The organism is Pseudoalteromonas sp. MMG022, from assembly GCF_021654245.1.
GTDB lineage: Bacteria > Pseudomonadota > Gammaproteobacteria > Enterobacterales > Alteromonadaceae > Pseudoalteromonas > Pseudoalteromonas amylolytica.
Genome location: NZ_JAKFZQ010000002.1, coordinates 37,401 through 55,671 on the forward strand (window position 1 = coordinate 37,401; position 18,271 = coordinate 55,671).

At 42.6% G+C, this 18,271-nt stretch carries 17 protein-coding genes; 11 read left to right on the forward strand and 6 right to left on the reverse strand.

Going from position 1 to position 18,271, the window contains the following annotated elements; genetic code table 11:
* The first annotated feature begins 19 nt into the window (after positions 1-19).
* Positions 20-931 (forward strand): DUF808 domain-containing protein, encoded by a 912-nt coding sequence (locus L1070_RS01910; RefSeq protein ID WP_237124262.1) that lies wholly within the window; start codon positions 20-22, stop codon positions 929-931.
* A gap of 75 nt (positions 932-1,006) precedes the next feature.
* Here L1070_RS01910 and rlmF read toward each other — a convergent pair whose 3' ends face one another.
* Positions 1,007-1,867 (reverse strand): 23S rRNA (adenine(1618)-N(6))-methyltransferase RlmF, encoded by an 861-nt coding sequence (rlmF, locus tag L1070_RS01915; RefSeq protein WP_237124263.1) that lies wholly within the window; start codon positions 1,865-1,867, stop codon positions 1,007-1,009.
* Positions 1,868-1,995: 128 nt separating this feature from the next.
* Here rlmF and L1070_RS01920 point away from each other — a divergent pair, with 128 nt between their 5' ends.
* The gene (locus L1070_RS01920; RefSeq protein WP_237124465.1) at positions 1,996-2,904 is read left to right on the forward strand and encodes an alpha/beta fold hydrolase; all 909 of its coding nucleotides are present in this window, start codon (positions 1,996-1,998) and stop codon (positions 2,902-2,904) included.
* On the opposite strand, the gene L1070_RS01925 is transcribed toward L1070_RS01920, so the two are convergent.
* The 3 genes from L1070_RS01925 to L1070_RS01935 form a co-directional block, all read right to left on the reverse strand.
* Positions 2,861-4,330, reverse strand: coding sequence for a sulfotransferase (locus L1070_RS01925; RefSeq protein WP_237124264.1), 1,470 nt, complete (start codon positions 4,328-4,330; stop codon positions 2,861-2,863). The genes L1070_RS01920 and L1070_RS01925 overlap by 44 nt on opposite strands.
* Positions 4,331-4,427: 97 nt before the next feature.
* On the reverse strand, positions 4,428-7,070 hold the full coding sequence (locus L1070_RS01930) for a TonB-dependent receptor (RefSeq protein ID WP_237124265.1): 2,643 nt from the start codon (positions 7,068-7,070) through the stop codon (positions 4,428-4,430).
* Between the two features lie 242 nt (positions 7,071-7,312).
* Positions 7,313-7,492, reverse strand: coding sequence for an oxidoreductase-like domain-containing protein (locus L1070_RS01935; protein ID WP_237124266.1), 180 nt, complete (start codon positions 7,490-7,492; stop codon positions 7,313-7,315).
* 90 nt (positions 7,493-7,582) lie between these two features.
* Here L1070_RS01935 and L1070_RS01940 point away from each other — a divergent pair, with 90 nt between their 5' ends.
* The gene (locus L1070_RS01940) at positions 7,583-7,948 is read left to right on the forward strand and encodes a hypothetical protein (RefSeq protein ID WP_070983064.1); all 366 of its coding nucleotides are present in this window, start codon (positions 7,583-7,585) and stop codon (positions 7,946-7,948) included.
* Between the two features lie 65 nt (positions 7,949-8,013).
* Complete coding sequence (locus L1070_RS01945) at positions 8,014-9,381, forward strand: leucyl aminopeptidase family protein (RefSeq protein WP_237124267.1); 1,368 nt, start codon at positions 8,014-8,016, stop codon at positions 9,379-9,381.
* Between the two features lie 48 nt (positions 9,382-9,429).
* On the opposite strand, the gene L1070_RS01950 is transcribed toward L1070_RS01945, so the two are convergent.
* Positions 9,430-10,896 carry a beta-Ala-His dipeptidase gene (locus L1070_RS01950; protein WP_237124268.1) on the reverse strand — a complete coding sequence of 489 codons (1,467 nt, stop codon included), beginning with the start codon at positions 10,894-10,896 and terminating at the stop codon, positions 9,430-9,432.
* 69 nt (positions 10,897-10,965) lie between these two features.
* A complete protein-coding gene (locus L1070_RS01955) occupies positions 10,966-12,030 on the reverse strand; it encodes a ketoacyl-ACP synthase III (RefSeq protein WP_070983061.1) in 1,065 nt (354 codons plus the stop codon).
* 144 nt (positions 12,031-12,174) lie between these two features.
* On the opposite strand from L1070_RS01955, the gene L1070_RS01960 reads away from it, so the two are divergent.
* The 7 genes from L1070_RS01960 (at position 12,175) to L1070_RS01990 (ending at position 17,751) form a co-directional block, all read left to right on the forward strand.
* Positions 12,175-12,576 carry a DUF4440 domain-containing protein gene (locus tag L1070_RS01960; RefSeq protein ID WP_237124269.1) on the forward strand — a complete coding sequence of 134 codons (402 nt, stop codon included), beginning with the start codon at positions 12,175-12,177 and terminating at the stop codon, positions 12,574-12,576.
* Between the two features lie 73 nt (positions 12,577-12,649).
* Positions 12,650-13,888: a sensor histidine kinase gene (locus L1070_RS01965; protein ID WP_237124270.1), complete on the forward strand. Its 1,239-nt coding sequence runs from the start codon at positions 12,650-12,652 to the stop codon at positions 13,886-13,888.
* Entirely contained in the window at positions 13,885-14,409 is a 525-nt protein-coding gene (locus L1070_RS01970; RefSeq protein WP_070983058.1) for a response regulator, read from the forward strand. The genes L1070_RS01965 and L1070_RS01970 overlap by 4 nt, the downstream gene beginning before the upstream one ends.
* A gap of 115 nt (positions 14,410-14,524) precedes the next feature.
* Positions 14,525-14,929: a DUF1761 domain-containing protein gene (locus L1070_RS01975; protein ID WP_070983057.1), complete on the forward strand. Its 405-nt coding sequence runs from the start codon at positions 14,525-14,527 to the stop codon at positions 14,927-14,929.
* A gap of 3 nt (positions 14,930-14,932) precedes the next feature.
* A complete protein-coding gene (locus L1070_RS01980; protein WP_070983056.1) occupies positions 14,933-15,184 on the forward strand; it encodes a hypothetical protein in 252 nt (83 codons plus the stop codon).
* Between the two features lie 160 nt (positions 15,185-15,344).
* A complete protein-coding gene (locus L1070_RS01985) occupies positions 15,345-15,605 on the forward strand; it encodes a hypothetical protein (protein WP_070983101.1) in 261 nt (86 codons plus the stop codon).
* A gap of 133 nt (positions 15,606-15,738) precedes the next feature.
* Positions 15,739-17,751, forward strand: coding sequence for a TonB-dependent receptor (locus tag L1070_RS01990; protein WP_237124271.1), 2,013 nt, complete (start codon positions 15,739-15,741; stop codon positions 17,749-17,751).
* Positions 17,752-18,271 lie beyond the last annotated feature (520 nt).

The window sequence follows — 18,271 nt, forward strand, 5'->3', positions numbered from 1 at the left end:
ATTAAACAAAGGGAATGATATGGCTGGGGCAAGTTTACTTTCGTTGCTAGATGACATCGCTACATTGTTGGATGACATTGCACTGATGTCTAAAACGGCGGCGAAGAAAACTGCGGGTGTGTTAGGTGATGATCTTGCGCTCAATGCTCAGCAAGTGACGGGAGTGTCGGCAGATAGAGAATTACCAGTCGTATGGGCTGTTGCAAAAGGCTCTTTTGTCAATAAGCTCATACTGGTACCCGCAGCGCTTTTAATCAGTGCTTTCTTACCATTTCTAATCACACCTTTGTTAATGCTTGGTGGATTGTTTTTGTGTTTTGAAGGCGCCGAGAAGGTTTTCGAAAAATTGTTTCAAGGTAAGCAACCTCATGACAGCGAAGCCAACGCATTGATTACGGACAGAATTAGCTATGAAAAGGATAAAATCAAAGGTGCCATAAGAACCGACTTTATTTTATCGGCGGAGATAATCGTTATATCTTTGGGCACAGTAGCAATGCAAAATTTGACTATGCAATTGAGCGTTCTCAGCATTATTGCCGTCGCTATGACAATTGGTGTATATGGCCTTGTGGCACTCATTGTTAAACTTGATGATATTGGCCTTTATCTCCTCTCTACACCCAATGTCAGCGGTCTCAAAAAAGCGTTGGGCTCATCGCTTTTGATCATAGCTCCTAACTTGATGAAAGTGCTGGCTGTTGTTGGAACCGTTGCCATGTTTATGGTGGGCGGTGGGATCTTGGTTCATGGTTGGCATACACTATCGCTTTGGATAAACTCCATCAGTGCAGATATCGCCACATTAAGCTTCTCATGGTTGGAATATATTTTGCCCAGTATAATGAGCGCAATATTTGGCTTAATCGCGGGCTCGGTAGTTGTTTTGTTAGGTTTTATTTTAGCTAAAATAAAGCCAAAATTAGTGTGAATGCTAACGGTAATTACCGCTAACATTCACTTTTGTGCGTAACGACTACCATCCTTGGTTCAGCTAGCTTGGCGGCTAGTAACTCCAAGCCAAAAATCGGCTAATCTTTTGGCCTTGCGTCATTTTCACCGTTTTGATTTCCTTGGGCTGTTGCTTTTTTAGTGTGAGCTTCAGCGATGATAAGTTCTCTTTATTGGAGACCAGACAGGTGAACCAGCCTACTTGATCGGCATAATCTTTACTTTCTCGGATCATAGTTTTAATAAAGCGCTTCTCACCACCGTCGCACCAAAGCTCCTGACTTTGCCCTCCAAAGTTTAATTTACTGGTAGGTTTTTGTTTTAGATTTTGCCACTTACGACGGGTACCAAGCTCTGCTTCTTTTTGATTTGCGTGAAACGGTGGATTACACATGGTTAGGTTGAAGTACTGACCAGGCTTTATCACATTATGGAAAACATGCTCTGTGTTGGGCTGTTGCTGTAACCTTATGTCCAGAGCATTGGCCTGAGCGATGGCTTTAGCACATTTTAGTGCTTCTGGGTTGATGTCTGACGCTGAGAATTGCCACTGATACTCAGCATGGCCTATCAAGGGGTAGATGAGGTTGGCCCCAGTACCAATATCTAACACCTTCACAGCTGAACTTTGTGTAACCTCTTGCTCATTAGCGTGGAGCAAATCGGCTAACGCATGAATGTAGTCCGCTCGTCCTGGGACTGGTGGACATAAAAAGTCTTTTGGCAACGCCCAGTATTTAACGTCGTAGTAGTGCATAAGCAGCGCTTTGTTAAGGCATATTAGTGATTCTCTGTTGCTAAAATCGATGCTGGTATTGCCCTTTACCGTGTTGATGAGGTGGTTTGCCAGTTCAGGCAAGGTGGTGCAGAGAGCTTTAAAGTCGTAACCATTGCGATGTTTGTTTCTACTGTGCATTGTTTGAGCGCTTTGTATTAAGTGGCTGGCCATTATATCGCTGAGTTACTATCGGTGACAATTAGGTATGCGTTGCGAGTCAGTTTTACTACTGGTAGGATGAGTTAATAAGACAACAATTAGAATAAATTATGATTGAACAAACGTCTCTGTTAGTGCCCCTTAGCGAAGAGCAATCATTACACCTAAGGTACATAGCTCAAGCTGGCAGCACTGGGCCTGCTGTATTTTTCATGCATGGGGCTGTGGAAAATGGCAAAATCTTCTACACCAAGAGCAATAAAGGCTTAGCACCGTTTTTAGCTTCGCAAGGCTATCGCTGTTATGTCGCTGACTTGCGTGGTAGAGGTCAAAGTTTGCCAGCAATATCGGCAAACTCGGAGTATGGCCAAACTGAGTCGATCTTAGAAGACATACCTGCAATGTTGGCGTATATCGAACAGCATAGTGGAGAATTTCCTCGTTTTTGGGTTGCTCACTCGTGGGGCGGAGTGCTGATGAACAGCTACTTTGCACGTTTTCCATCCCAAGTGAAGAAAGTGGATGCATGTGTTTACTTTGGCTCTAAACGTAGTTTGCACAACAAACACATTAGTAAGTACTTTCAAGCAAATTTGATTTGGTATGGCCTTGCGCCGCTATACACCAAAAAGCATGGCTACTTACCGTCAAAAGCGCTCAAGTGGGGTAGTGATGATGAAACGGCAAAGTCACATCGCCAGGGTATGGAATGGGCCAAGCGCAAACCTTGGGTTGATAGTGACGATGGCTTTGACTATGCGGCGGTGCTCAGAAATATGCGCTTGCCAGCAACGTTACACATTGCGGGAATTAAAGACAAAGCACTCGCTCAACCTATCGATATTAAAAAGTTTATGGAGGAGTCTGGACAAGGTGTGCAACAGATGAAGCTATACGGCCGAAAGCATGGCCATAAACATGATTATGGCCATATCGATATGCTCACGCACAAACATGCTGTGCATGATCAATTTAAGGACTTGCTAGATTGGTTTGCGCATTATGATCGTCATTAAGTAACTCGGACATATACGTTTCGTAATGGTGCCAGTTAGTGAGTGGCGCCTTACTTATTGGCTTTCGCACTTGCGCTTTGCTCAAGGTCGATACGGAGCGTTTATCAAGGTAAAACTCTAAGCATTCAGGTTCAAATTTTTGCTCAAGAAAGTGTAGTGTTTGATTGAGTGCTTTAGCAGGATGTTTGAGTAAATCTTCGTAGCTTAATGTGAATATATTTTGTGGAATGTATTTTTTAAAGTGCTCCATCATATCGATTTGCGCCTGCGCATACAGCTTAAACTCAGTGAGGGAACAAAAATAGGGTTCGTTGGCACCAAAGTGATTGCTAAATACAGACCAGGCCGTGGCACCAAAATTACGCGTTAAATGGATAAAGCGCGCATTGGGGAAAATTTTATAAATCATACCAATATTTTGGAAGTTTGCGGGCAGTTTATTGATCACCACTTCGTTACCAACACGCATATCTTTGATCTCATCAATGTACAGATTACGGCAGTAATCGAGCACGGAAGTATTTAAGTTAGAGACACAATAAGGGAAAGGTGCCTCTGCACGTTTTGCCAAAAATGGCACGATTGTGTCACTTAGTACGGTGCATTCACCAATCGAGCCAATGTTGCTGTGTTGCACTAGCATTTGCTCAAGCAATGTTGAACCAGTTCTGGGCAAACCAACAATGAATGTCGGTGTAAATGTCGTCGTTACTTTATTGGTTGGCTGATTAAAGTAGATATCGGAAAAGTGCTCTCTGAGCTGGGTGAAAAAAGGCAGCATATCTTTGGTTCGAAACTCGCACAATTGTATCTGTGTGTCATTTGCCATCTTAAATGCATCAAAAGCCTGCTGATAGTTGCCTAAACGGTGTTGGCATTTACCTAAGGCATAGTAAATCACCACCTTTAACTGTTGATCGTTGCTGTATATTTCTAAAAGGTGCTCAAGTTTTTTGACATATGAGGGCAGCTTAGAGGTTGCACTGAGCTGAGCTGCTTCATAAATAATATGCGGGGTGACCGGTTCGTTTTCGCAGCTAATGCCTTCTTCAAAGATTTTTCTGGCGTTCTCAATAAAGCCGTGGTCGAGATAGAACTGGCCAAGCTCATAGTGCGCGCGTGCGCTGGCTCTAGCGATGGACAGGGTATATTCCAAGACGGTTTTGGCATCAACCACGGATCCAACGATAACAAAGCAATTTGCTAATGTGAACAATGGGTCTAACTCTCTGGGAAGATTTTCACAAGCTCTTCTTAAGTAGTAAATTGCGCTGTCATAGTCAGCGAGTTCGATACACAATTGCCCTAAGCCAAACAAGGCGTGACCATTATTGTTATTTTCTTTGAGAACTGCTTTAAACATAAACTCGGCTTCACGAAGCCTGTTTTCTGCCATTAATTCATAGGCTCTTTGGATCAGTAACATGTTTTGACTATTTCTGACTTAATATATTTAGATGATAAAAACAAAAAGGCGAAATAGCCAATGCCATTTCGCCTTTACTGCTGGGTTACAGTAAAAATTAGAACGTGTAAGTTGCTTTCACGTAGTAGAAGCCGCCGTTAATACCATACGGAGACGTCTCATAGTATTTACCACCCCAATTGTTATTAGGAATACCTGTGGCTCTTTCAAAATCAAGCTTTTCAGGTTCTTGATCGAAGATGTTATTTGCACCAACTGTTAAGCTAATGTTTTCAGTTGCGAAGTAAGTTAACTCAGCGTCAAATGTTACAGAAGGGTCTGCCATGATTGCAGTTGCATCATAGTCAACGTGTACACCTTGGTACTCACCGAAGTAGTTGTAACGTACGAAGCCTGTGAAGTCTTCCCACTGTTGCGTCCACGTTAGCGTAGCACGGTGTTGTGGTAAGTCCTTCTCTAAACGCTGTACTTTGAAATCACCAGTGATTGCTGAGAATCGGTCTACTTCTGTTTCATTCCAGTTATATGCGAATGCAAACGTTGAATAGCCGCCAAGCAAGTCCATTGAGTAGTTAGCTACAAAGTCAACACCTTGAGTTGTTGTATCGAAGTCATTGGTGAAGAAACTAACCTGAGCGATGCTGTCTACGTTTGGTACACCATCCGCTTTAAGTGCAGCTTTTTGCTCTAACGATAGGTCGATTTTATTTGATTGACTGATGCGATCTTCCACTTGGATGTTGTAGTAATCGATAGTCATGAATAAATCGCCAGACTGATATACCGCACCGAATGTGTAACTTTCTGACTCTTCAGGTTGTAACTCCGAACCACCAAGAATTTGTGACACTGGGTTTGTAGGTGGCAATAGCGCTGAATCTACCAATACACCACTGCTTAGGTTCGTTTGAACGTTACTTACGTTTGCTTGACCTACTGTTGGTGCGCGGAAACCAGTACTGATTGAACCACGGAATGACAAGTCATCAGTTGCTTGGAATTGACCTGTGATTTTGAAGTTTGTTGTTGAACCAAATGAATCGTAGTCTTCAAAGCGAAGTGCCCAACCCATTAAGAACTCTTCAGTGAATGGCGTTTCTACGTCAATGTAAGCTGCGTAGTTGCGACGTGTAAACTCACCTGCTGCAGAAGGCTTAAAGCCTGGGAAGCCGTTAGAGCCGATACCGAAACCTTGCTCTGTTAACGGACCTGCAATGAATGATGCTTCATCACCTGCGATTACTTCGAAAGTCTCTTCATGCCATTCTAAACCACCCGCAACGTTTACATCGTAAGCTAAGCCAAAGTCATAGCCTTTAGAGATGTCAGCGTTGAAGTTTTTCTCAAGTTGAATGTATTTACCAGGGCTGAAGTCCATTGGTGTCTCAGCACCCAGTGACGCGTTTACTGTGTTAGTGATGAAGTAACGAGACTCGTTGCGGCCAACAGAACCACTTAAGTCATAGTAAGCACCTTTCATAAAGCCATCTGTGATTTCACCTTTAGTACCAATGGTGAAAGATGTATCAGTGATATTACCACCGAAGAATGGCGTGAAGCCTGCTGGTAAAATTTCATTAAACGCGAAACAGTTATTTGCTGCAAGTGACGCTAGAGCATCTGGATCAGGTAGGCCATTTGATTGAATTTCAACAACTGGACAGTCTAACTGTTGATCATAGCCATCATTTGAACCGACTAATACAGTGGGTGTTGCTGCATCCCACAACGCCTGTTGATCCGCATCTGTTGCGTGTCTTCTCGTTGGTACGCCGTTTACCAAACGAATTGTACCGCCGTATACGCCAGGACGTGTTGTTGGGTTACGATAGTAGAAACCACCTTTAACATCACGCTCAGAATAGTTACCAAACATATAAAATTGAGAGTCGTTTGACAGGTCTAAACCAACATTACCAAATAGACTGATGTCATCTTTAATTTCTGGTGCACCCCAAACTTGTGCTGGGTTTCTAACGCCTTCAAGACCTGCTGCTGTGAACGCTGCAGCGTCTGGACGTTGTACGCTTCGGCTTGTTGCGTCAGCATTTTTGTATTGAAAGCTTAGGTTAGCAAAGCCATCATCAGTGAATGGTAAACCAATATTACCTTCAAATGTTGTGGTATCCCCATCACCTTCAAAATATTGTCCTTGCTTCACAGAGAAACTACCGCCCTCTGAAGCATCTTTTAATACGAAGTTGATTACACCTGCAATCGCATCAGAACCATACTGAGCGGCAGCACCGTCACGTAGTACTTCAACTTGCTTTAATGCAATACTTGGAATAACCGAGATGTCTGGACCTTGTGCACCATCGTTGATACCACCACCTAGGAAGGCGATAACAGAAGAACGATGACGTCGCTTACCGTTTAGTAGTATTAAGGTACTGTCAGCAGGCAGACCACGAAGGTTAGCAGGGCGCACCAGTGAAGCTGCATCACTGATTGGATTTTGGTGAACGTTTAAAGAAGGTACTGAGCCTTTTAAAAGCTCAAGCATATCATCGCCACCCGCCTTGCTCAGTTCGTCACCGCCGATGATATCGACAGGTACCGGTGAGTCACCGACTGAACGAGGTGCAGCACGCGAACCAACGACCGCTATCTTCTCAATCTTTTCTTTCTTAGCGCCTTCCTCTTCTGCATATGCAGTTGTAGATATCATACCTACTGACGCAGTTGAAGCGATAGCATAAGTTATTGCACGACTAATCGCGTTTAATTGTAGTTTCATCCTGTTTCCCCAGTTTGATTATTGTTGTCATAAGCTTTAAACAAAACTCATGTTTGCTTTTTATCGCAACTTATATATACATATCATTAACTTGTGATGCAAACATTCTTTGCACCCGATTTAACCGTAGCATTGATTTAAATAAAGGCAAATTTTTAAATAACTTTTCTTGAAATGCCCTAAATACGGGTAAATTAGCGCAGATATAGGGTGGGGAACAACGAAAAAATAATTTTTAAAATTTATTCTGTTTGGCTGTTATTTGTACAGCTTGTTTTCTGTTGCTGGTATTTTAGCCACTTTTGTCTTTCTTGCCGGTACGTATCCCAAACGCAAGGACAACAACTCCCGCCACCACAACACTCATCAGATTTTGGTTTTTTGGGCTCTTTAACAGGGGCTAATGTGGAGTTGATAGACATGATTGTTTTTGCTTAAGACTAAAATCACATAGTACCATTAAATAAAATTTTGCTAAACTCGGAGCAACGAGTTTTATTGATGGCACTTTTATGAGGCTTATCAAGGTAGTACACAAAGCACCTATTCGGGTAGCGAAAATCTCCAAGCGTCGACAGCAAATGAGGCTACGACGTGCAATGCTTGAACTCAAGCTGGCTTTATCTCAGGAAAAGCAAGAAACCAAGGAGATGGTGGATATCTATAAAAGATATAGTACAGGTAAAGCACATAAAGAAGAGCTCAAAATCGCTAATAAGCAGTTTTTTGATTTGCTTAAAGGACTGGGGTTGGGTGTGTTTGCATTATTGCCATTTGCGCCGATAACGATTCCATTGATTGTGAAACTTGGTCAATGGGTCGGTGTAGATGTTTTGCCCAGTTCGTTTTCTTCAACTAATAAACCTTCTCGTAAATGAGTGATTTACGGCTCGTAACTTGTTATTCTTAAGTTAGACTTTATACAGGTACGGGACACATTATAATGCGCGGATTACTCCTTCAAGCAGACTCAGGTATACCTATTCATTTTATTCTTAAGTCACAGTTAGATGAATGGTTAACTAGCCAGTCTGCGATAACTCAAACTGTCATTACATCAGCAAAAACAAACAACGCCAAATTATTCCTTATTCCAGATATGCAAAGCAGTGGCCTCAGTAGTGTTGTGTGCTTGGTCGACTCTTTAGATTCAATGTGGTTGGCAGGTGATCTTGCTAAGCAGTTACCAAAAGGAGTTTATCAGTTACAAGGTGAAGAGCAGTTTGTTGAGCAGCAAGCCTTGAGTTTTGTATTAGGGGCCTATCAATTCTCAGTTTATAAATCAGCGGCTAAAGTAGAGGCGCAACTGGCACTTGAAGATAGCGCCATGTTGGAACGTGTAACGCAAAGCGCTCAAGCGATTTATTTAGTGCGAGATTTAGTTAATACCCCAGCTGCGGATATGATGCCTCAACATTTGGCGGAAACCATGTCTGAGTTAGCTGAGCGATTTGACGGTAAATTTACACAGCTAATCGGTGATGAATTATTAGAGCACAACTATCCAACTATTCATATGGTAGGCAGAGCAAGTGACAATAAGCCCCGCTTGTTGGACCTTGTATGGGGTGATGAAAGTCACCCTAAGCTAACGCTTGTAGGTAAAGGTGTATGTTTTGACTCGGGTGGTTTGGATTTAAAACCAGCTTCGGGTATGCGAAATATGAAAAAAGACATGGGCGGTGCTGCGCATGTTATCGGCCTAGCACAAATGATTATGGCGGCTAATTTACCCGTACGGTTACGTGTTATGGTGCCTGCAGTTGAAAATGCGGTATCTAAGAATGCCTTTAGACCGGGAGATGTAATCAAAACGCGCAAGGGGATCACGGTAGAGATAGATAATACCGATGCTGAAGGGCGTTTGGTGTTGTGCGATGCCTTGGCTGAAGCACAAAGCGAGACCCCAGATCTGTTGGTTGACTTTGCAACCCTGACGGGGGCTTGTCGTGTGGCATTGGGCACAGAGTTACCTGGCTTTTTCTCGACTGACAATGAAGTCGCAGCGCAGCTGGTTGAGTATGGCATGAAATCTCAAGACCCTGTATGGCAATTACCGCTATTTGATCAGTATAAAGAATTGTTTAAGAGCGATGTTGCGGATATAGCTAACTGTGGTTCGTCCCCATTTGGCGGTGCTATAACCGCTGCGCTATATCTAAAAGAGTTTGTTCAACCAGAACAAACGCCTTGGATTCACTTTGATGTGATGGCATGGAACGTACGCGCTCTACCTGGCCGCCCAGTGGGTGGAGAAGGTTTAGGTTTACGTGCAACCTTTGATTACTTAGTTAATCGTTATCAAGGTTAAATCATAGTATTTAAGCAGGCCAGATTACGGCCTGCTTTTAAAACTATACTATTTGCGAGGGATATTCGCTAAAATTGCTTTCATTTGCTGCCAATACAAGCCCACGGTGTCAATCTTAACCTTTTCATCAGGAGAATGTGGGAACTTGATGGTGGGTCCAAATGAGATCATGTCCATATGCGGATAAGGTTTTTTAAACAAACCGCATTCGAGGCCTGCGTGAATGACCATAATGTCAGGTTTTTTACCGTAAATCTCTTCGTATACATCACGGAAAATATGCAGTATTTCAGAATCAGGGTCCGGTTTCCAACCTGGGTAAGCACCTGAAAATTCAATATCCGCATCGGCCAGTGTGGCCAAAGAGCGTAATGTACCGACAACATCCTCTCTACCAGAATCAATTAGTGAACGGACTAAACACAGTACTTCGACTTTATCTGAGTCAGTTGTGATCACGCCCATATTAAGTGAAGTTTCAACGACGCCCTTAATGTCGTCACTCATTCTGACTACACCATTTGGACAGGCGTTTAGCAATGCCAATAGCCTAGATTGTGATGCTACATTCATTGGCGAAAGTTCAGTGTTGACCTCATTTAATGTTAAGGTTAATCCTGTTTCAATAGAACTTAGCTCGCTTTTTAATATGATTTCAAAAGCTTTAAGGTGCTGCTGAAATTCCTCGAGCTGAGATGCTGGAATCGCTACTTGAGCAAAGGCTTCGCGTGGAATAGCATTGCGTAACGAGCCACCTTTTATAGACACTAACCTAAGGTCGATACCTGAAATATGGTTTTGTAAGAAGCGGGCAAGTAGTTTGTTTGCGTTTGCGCGGCCGGTATGAATGTCAACGCCCGAGTGGCCACCTTTTAGGCCCTTAAGCACCAACTCATAGGTGCTTAAATTAGTTTGTGCCTCTCGTTCTATGGCTACTTTCAGGCTTGCGTCTATACCTCCCGCGCAGCCCATATAGATCTCACCTTCTTGTTCGGAATCGGTGTTGAGCAGAATCTCTCCCTCTAACCAGCCTTCTTCTAGGCCAAAGGCGCCAGTCATGCCGGCTTCTTCATCGATAGTGAGTAAAACCTCTAGTGGGCCATGTGAAATATCATCCGCAGCCAGTACAGCAAGGCAAGATGCCATGCCAATACCGTTATCTGCACCTAGCGTGGTTCCGGTGGCTGTTACCCATTCACCATCGATATATGGTTTGATTGGATCACAGGTAAAATCATGCACCGTGTCATCATTTTTTTGCGGAACCATATCAATATGGGCTTGCAAAACCACGGCCTTGCGGTCTTCCATTCCAGTCGTTGCAGGCTTCTTAATAAATACATTACCTGTTGTGTCTCGATGTACCGATAGGTTTTGAGATGTTGCCCAGTCGACAATAAACTGAGCCAAGGCTTCTTCATGTTTAGATGGATGTGCGATAGCACAAATTTGGTCAAAGAATTGCCAGATAGCTTTAGGCTCTAGCTGGCTAATTTCGCTGTGTGGTTTAAACACAATGTTTTCCCTACTTGAATGAATAATCGAAATTTTATCATTCAAGTAGGGCTGCGAAAAGCGCTTGCTTTATTGGCAAGCTTTCACTGCGGGTTCGATTAACTCTAAACCTGTTTGGTTACACTCAGGTAGAGTGGCATCACAGGTTGCAATAGGCGTAACTCTCTCTCCCCACTTGATGTAGCTTGCGGCCCAAGTTAGTCCGGCGCCAAACGCCGCTGACATAATGTTGCTGTGTGGTTTGATAAGACCATTTTCGACTGCTTCACACAAGGCAATAGCGATAGTGGCCGCTGAGGTGTTGCCATATTTGTCGATATTTACCATGACTTTATCATCACTAATATCTAAGCGTTGCTGAATCGCTTGAATGATGCGCAGGTTCGCTTGGTGAGGAACTAGTACATCAATATCACTCAATTGCAAATTAGCTTGTGAGAGCACGTCATCGCTGGCTTCGCTCATCCCTTTTACCGCTCGTTTGAAAATTTCACGCCCTTCAAATAGCAGATCAGATGGGCCTGCAGGCTGATATTTGTCCATATCCGTACCATAGTTACCGATATGTAAAATGTCTCTATCTGAGCTATCACAGCCAGTTTTTGTGCCCATTAAGCCGCAAGGCTCATCGCTGGCTTCAAGAACAACTGCGCCAGCTCCGTCACCAAACAGTACTGCGCTGTCTCTTTTGGCCCAGTTGACATACCAAGTCATGCGCTCGGCAGCAACAACCACGGCACGTTTGATCATACCTGCTTGGATCTGAGCTGTGGCGTTTTGCAGAGCGTATAAGAAACCAGAACATGCTGCGTTGGTATCACAGGCTGCGGCACCAACAGCACCAATATTTTTTTGTACTAATGAAGCTGTGTTGGCAACCATAGTTGATGGAGTACAGGTGGCAAGTAATACTAAATCGATATCTTCACCTTTGAGGCCTGCACAAGCCAGCGCATGTTGACTTGCAACGGTTGCTAGTTCTGCTGTTGTAACGTGACTTACACGGCGTTCTTTTATGCCCGTCCTAGTGCTTATCCACTCGTCGTTGGTGTCTACAATTTGACTTAAATCTTCATTAGAAATTGAAGCCGGCGGAATACATTTCCCCCACCCTGTAATTTTTGCGTAAATCATGTGGTTCTCTTTAACTCTAGTCTGACCAGTGGCGTAGCGTGGCATTATATAGCAAAATCATTTGCGATCACCAGCCGATGTTGTCTTTAGAGTTTAGTCTAGACTAGACTCATAAATAAAGTAGAGATTGTTCCTCAGGGTATTATGTCTAATAAAATCAAAGCAGATTTGCTACAGCAACTCATAGAGCTAGAGCGTCAGTTATTGGAACCCAGCGTTCGACAGTCAAGCGAAAAGCTCGCGCATTTACTCAGTGACGACTTTTATGAAATCTCTGCAAACGGTCTTATATTTAACAAAGCACATGTCATGTCGCGCTTACCTGATGAAAAAGTGCCCCAGTTTTACAATCAAGCATTTAATGGACGCATGTTGAGTGAAGGATTGGCACAGCTAAGTTACCAAGCGGCTTATCGGCGTAGTGTAAAATGTCAGCTAAATTATTCAGTGCGAATGTCTTTGTGGCGTTTAGAGCAACAAAGCTGGCGCTTAGTGTTTCATCAAGGCACGCCTTGTGGGGAGTTCATTTTACATTTAGACGATTAGATTTTTCTATTTGTACTTGTTATTTGAAGCAAAATCATTAGATTTACTCCTTTGCTTACGATGATATTCTCATATGATTGCTTTTTCCCCAAACTCAGCGATTGGTCGGTTGTTGCTACTGAGAACCATTGCCATAGTCGTACAACTGTTGATGGTTCTGTTAGGAACCTTTTTTTATTCTAAAAATATAGACATATTGCCAGCTTTATCTGTTATTGCGCTAGAATCACTCTTCCAGTTGGCGAGTGTGTATGCTTATCGTAAAACTCATGAGGCAGCCCACCTTGGTATGTTGTTGCAACTGTTGGCTGATATTGTTTTTTTAACGATGCTACTGTCCCTCTCAGGTGGAGCAAGCAATGCTTTTGTGTCGTTACTACTGCTACCAATCATGATTGCTGCGGTGATTTTACCAAGATATTATGTGCTAATTACCGCGTTTAGTGCGATTGTGAGTTACTGCTACCTGTTTTTTACACTTCCAGACCAACACCTTAACCATATGGATATGCATCAACACTTTTTGGGTATGTTGGTAAACTTTGTTTTTAGTGTGTTCGCTGTGGTGCTGGTGGTGATGGTACTGGCAAAACAACTGCAAATACGAGAGAAAAAACTAGCACAAGTTCGAGAAACGCAATTGAAAAATGAACAGATGATGGCATTGGGTGCCGCCGCAGCACAAGCAACACATCAATTGGCCACACCCATTGCTACATTACACCTATTGTTTGAAGAAGTGCAAGAATCAAATCCGGACCTGCTAGTTTGGGATGACATTGCGTTAGCATTAGAACAGTGCAAAGCACAGTTGAATAGTTTCAGAACACAAGCGGATTACCTGAAAAGCACAAAAGTTGAAAACGTAATACCAATTGAAGATATTTTGCAGGAACTTAATACATTAATTGTGTTGCAATACCCTGAACAACAGTTGGTTATCAATAACAATCATCATGATGCTGTCGTTTTGTTTGATCCGATGCTTATACCTGCGTTGCTAAACATTATTGCTAATGCGGCACGCGCAAATGACCAGGCGGGTGATGATAAAATAACCATTCACAGTAGCGTAAAAAGTCAAAAATGGTATTTAAACATCATAGATAATGGTGCCGGTATTGAACCGCAACAACTATTAAAATTGGGGCACGAAATGGTGCAAAGTGATCATGGTTTGGGTATGGCGTTGTTGCTGTCAAATGCAACGTTAGAGCGTTTACATGGACATATGACCATAGAAAATAATCAACACAGAGGGACGACGACCCGCGTTGTACTTCCGCTGGCAAAGGGCAGTAAAAATACATGAAGTTGTTGATCATTGAAGATGACATTGCGTTTGCTAATGCATTGGCACGTAGGCTTAAAAGATATAACTTTGACACACGAATAGTCAGCGCTGAGGTGGATATTCAGTCTCAATGCCAACAATGGTGTCCAGATTTTGTACTACTAGATATGAATCTCGATGGTGTATCAGGGCTTAATTTTATACCTATGATCCGCAAGTTACGGCCAAAGTGTCGGCTGGTTTTGCTGACAGGTTTTGCCAGTATCGCGACGGCGGTACAAGCGGTTAAGCTAGGTGCTGATGATTATTTGTCAAAGCCTGCTGATAGCACTTTAGTAGCACAAACCCTTTTAGGTCAAAAGCTTAGCACAACTTATGAGCCGAGTACCGAGCTAATGTCAGCGGACCGGCTTGAATGGGAGCATATTCAGCAAGCGTTAAAGGCAAACGATGGTAATGTGTCACAAACAGCGAGACAGTTGAATATGCACCGCAGAACATTACAGCGTAAACTTCAAAAGCGACCCGCTCATAAGTAATTAGTTTGTCAGGTCAAATTACGCTGATCATCTATATTGTAAGTGCATACTGGCAATTTGCCCATTCGTGAATAGTTGCCTAAATTTAAACAATAATGTTAAGAAAGATGTTTTTATGTCAATGTTCGACTTGAACTATTGGGCGGTGTTACTGGCGGCGCTCTCTTCATTTATGCTTGGTGGAGCTTGGTATTCGCCATGGTTGTTTGGTCGACCATGGATGGAGGGTTGTGGTTTAACTGAGGTTGACCTACAACAGAGCGATCCAAAGTTGATTTATGGCGTTGCGTTTTTGTTGGCGTTGTTTGCAGCATTTTTTATGTCAGTATTGCTTGGACAAGATCCATTGCTAACGGATGCCATTGTATTGGGTGTGTTGGTAGGTGGGGGATTGGTGACAACGGCACTGGGCATTAGTTACATTTTTGAGCAGCGACCTTTGAAGCTGTTTTTAATTAATGGTGGATACTATACCTGCCAATTTGTTTTAATGGGGGCTGTTTTAAGTATTACTGGGTAGTAGATGGCAAAGCCAAATAAGAAAGGTCCTGTTCGTACGATAGATATATTTTGCGCTAACTGTTCTCAACCGCTTTTTAAATATAGAAAAGGTGGCAAAGGGGCGTTAGTAAAGTGTTTTGTAGAGCGTATCGTTAAAAATCATACTCGTGATAATCTTCACTGTCCTAACTGCGAACAAGAGTTTGCCCGCAGTACACTCATCCGAGGCACGCCTGCTTTAAAGTTCGTGGGTGGCAAAGTCAGGTTCAAATAAACAAGCGGACAAATATCCTGTCTCTGGATTATCGAGCTGATAATATTGGCGCGTTTGTGCTGTTTCAACGATTGAAAGTCACCCTTCCCATGGAGCGGGCCAGTGATGTTTGGGTGAAATATTGATGGCCAGTAATATGGCATTTTCTATGGACAAAAACATGATTGATATATTGTTTGATGTGATAGGTATGAGCGGAACAGGGTTAGTTGTTGGCGCATTTTTTATGCTGCAACTGGGTAAAGCTGCGCCTGAAAGCCTAACTTACAATCTTATGAACCTTTCTGGCGCAATCTTATTGCTGATCAGCTTGTGTTATAACTTTAACTTGGCAAGTTTTGTTATAGAGTTGTTTTGGATAGCCGCATCTATTATCGGATTGGTTAAATATTTCAAAGCCAAAGAAGCTATAGCCACATAATTTTCAATAAATTACATCTTAAAGCTTGCACAGCAGCCTATCATTTGTATTATTAATATGATGTGAAAGGTCGCTGTGCTGTTGTCAATTTGAACAATCTGGTTTCAGTCAGTGTACGTAGCTTGGCTGAATCATGATAAACTACCCACACAAATCGCTATCTCTGTTTTTTGCTTGGCTTTTGAGCGCTCCATTTCTGGCATATAGCTCTGAACAAGATCTATTTACGCTATCTTTTGAAGAATTGCTTGATGTAAATATTAATTTAGCGACAAAAACCGATGAAACCCGCGCTACGGTTCCGTCCAGCACCACTGTTTTCACTCGCCAGCAAATTGAACTACTTGGTGTAAATAATGTTTATGACTTGATGAATTATGTGCCCGGTTTTCAGTCAACTAGGGGAGATTGGGTCGGTGCTGTGCCAAAAGAGCATACTCGTGGTGTGTTTCTAGACAGTGGTAATGTATTAGTGATGCTCAATGGACAACGTCTAAATGAAGCATCATTTGGTAAAGCGTCGGTATACATGCCACATGTGTCTGTTGATATCATTGATAAAGTTGAATTTATTCGTGGGCCAGGCTCCGCACTGTACGGCAGCAATGCATTTCTAGGCGTGATGAATATTATTACTTTTCAACAGCGCAACCAAATGAGTATTGGCATTGGTGAACACGGTTACACGCAGGTCGCAGGCAGTTTTCACAAAACACTCTTTGAGCAGACATATGTGTATGGCAATGTTTCTTGGCAAGGCCAAGATGGCGAGAAGTACTTTCAAGGAGTCAGGGATCCACTTGCCAGCTACTTTTTGGAGTTTGGTGCAAAATGGCGCGAGTTCAACGTGTCTGTGTGGCATAACCAAACACAGCTAAATGGCTTTGCTAACTTAGCGGGGTGGTCTAATGAAAACAAACATAAAAGCCAAAATACCGCTCTGTCTATGACTTATCATTGGTTAGCAAACAGCGACTGGGATATCAGCAGCACGCTAAAACACATCGAACATAATATTTATTCCGCTGGTTTAATAGCCTCTGCTGAAGAGCTTGGGTTGGCACATGACTTTTTCGTTGGGCCGTCATGGCAATCCAAGGATCTAGCGCTTAACCTTGATATTGCTTATCGCTTGAATGCATCTACATCTTTTAATATGGGTGTGGAATACTCCGAAGAAGAGCAGTCAGAAGCGGGGATCAATACCAGTTACTATGATTTTTCACGTGGTGATGTGTTTATTGACGAGCCATTTTATCAAAATGGCACTATTACGGTGAAACCTCATGAGCCGTTTAATAGTTTATTACAATCATTTGACTCAACAGCGGCTTACGCGCAAGTTAAGCATATTTTCAGTGATGACTTAACACTATTCGTCGGGGCGCGATATGATGATGTTAAAGACATTGATAGTAAGCTATCCCCGCGAGTTGCTGCGATATATAAGCTCTCACCAAGTAATACTTTAAAATTGCAATACGGTGAGTCTTTTCGTACGCCTGTTAGCAATGAGTTGAATTCTAATGATGACGTAACAGTTGGTAATCCCAACCTTACTTCAGAGTATGTGAAAACCACCGAGCTAGTTTGGCACACTAAAAAATCAGATTGGGAATTGGATATTGTATTGTTTGACAATCAATTGAAAGATTTTATTAATTTAGTGCCAATTCGTGGAATGGCTTCGCCCAACGAGCAAAGACGCTTTACATTCATGAATACATTTAATACCAATATGCAAGGGTATGAATTAAATACAAAGTTAAATGTATCAGATACAACATGGCTCGAGGTGGGCTATACACACTTGTTTGATGAGCCATTCAGCCCAAGTTTTAAACGCTTTGCGAGCCTATCTTTCACCCATAACATGGAACCTTTTCAACTCAGCATTAACACTATTTGGCGAGATAGCGTGTTTGTGCCCAGTCCTGAGCCTGATGTTATTGACCACGTAGACCAGAGCGCTTATAACTTGGTTGGAGCCGTGCTTTCGTGGCGTTTAGGAGATAACCGCTCGCTTTCAATCAAAGCGCAAAATCTGTTTGATAAACACTACGTTGTTTTTGAGCCTCGTATGCTGGATGGTAAAATTCAAGGCGCTGGGCGTCGTATTCAACTCCAATATTTGCAAAAGTTTTAGAGCTAGTAAGCTAAAAGAGTAAGTCAGGGATCTGTGTAACCCCTCAGTAGTAGAAATACTTGCTAAATCGGCGTCAGCATATTACTGCATGTCATTAGCAACCCTTCGTAGTCAATGAAATTGCCAACCTTTACATGCACTTCCTTAATTTTCGCAGCGTTTGTTCCATTGCTAGAGCAAGTCTCTAAAGCAGCAATACTGTTTTAAAACAACAAACCACAATTTGAGTCTGACGTTTAGGTACCTGAGTGGGTTTGTATGACAATGAAAATAAATAATTATGACATCTCAATGCTAAGCACGTTAGGGGAGTGAACGCACTTTTCTAGCGGTTTTGCACAAGTAATGAGCAAGTTTGCGGATGGGTGTTGTTCATGCTTTACGAGAGTTTGAGCATTTAGTGAATTTGTAAACGAATAAATCGACCAACTTTAGCTGCTAGCTTTAATTAACATACATAATCCATTCTTTAATATTTCACCTTTTGACTAACTGAGACCCTTGCCAACACTTTTTAAAG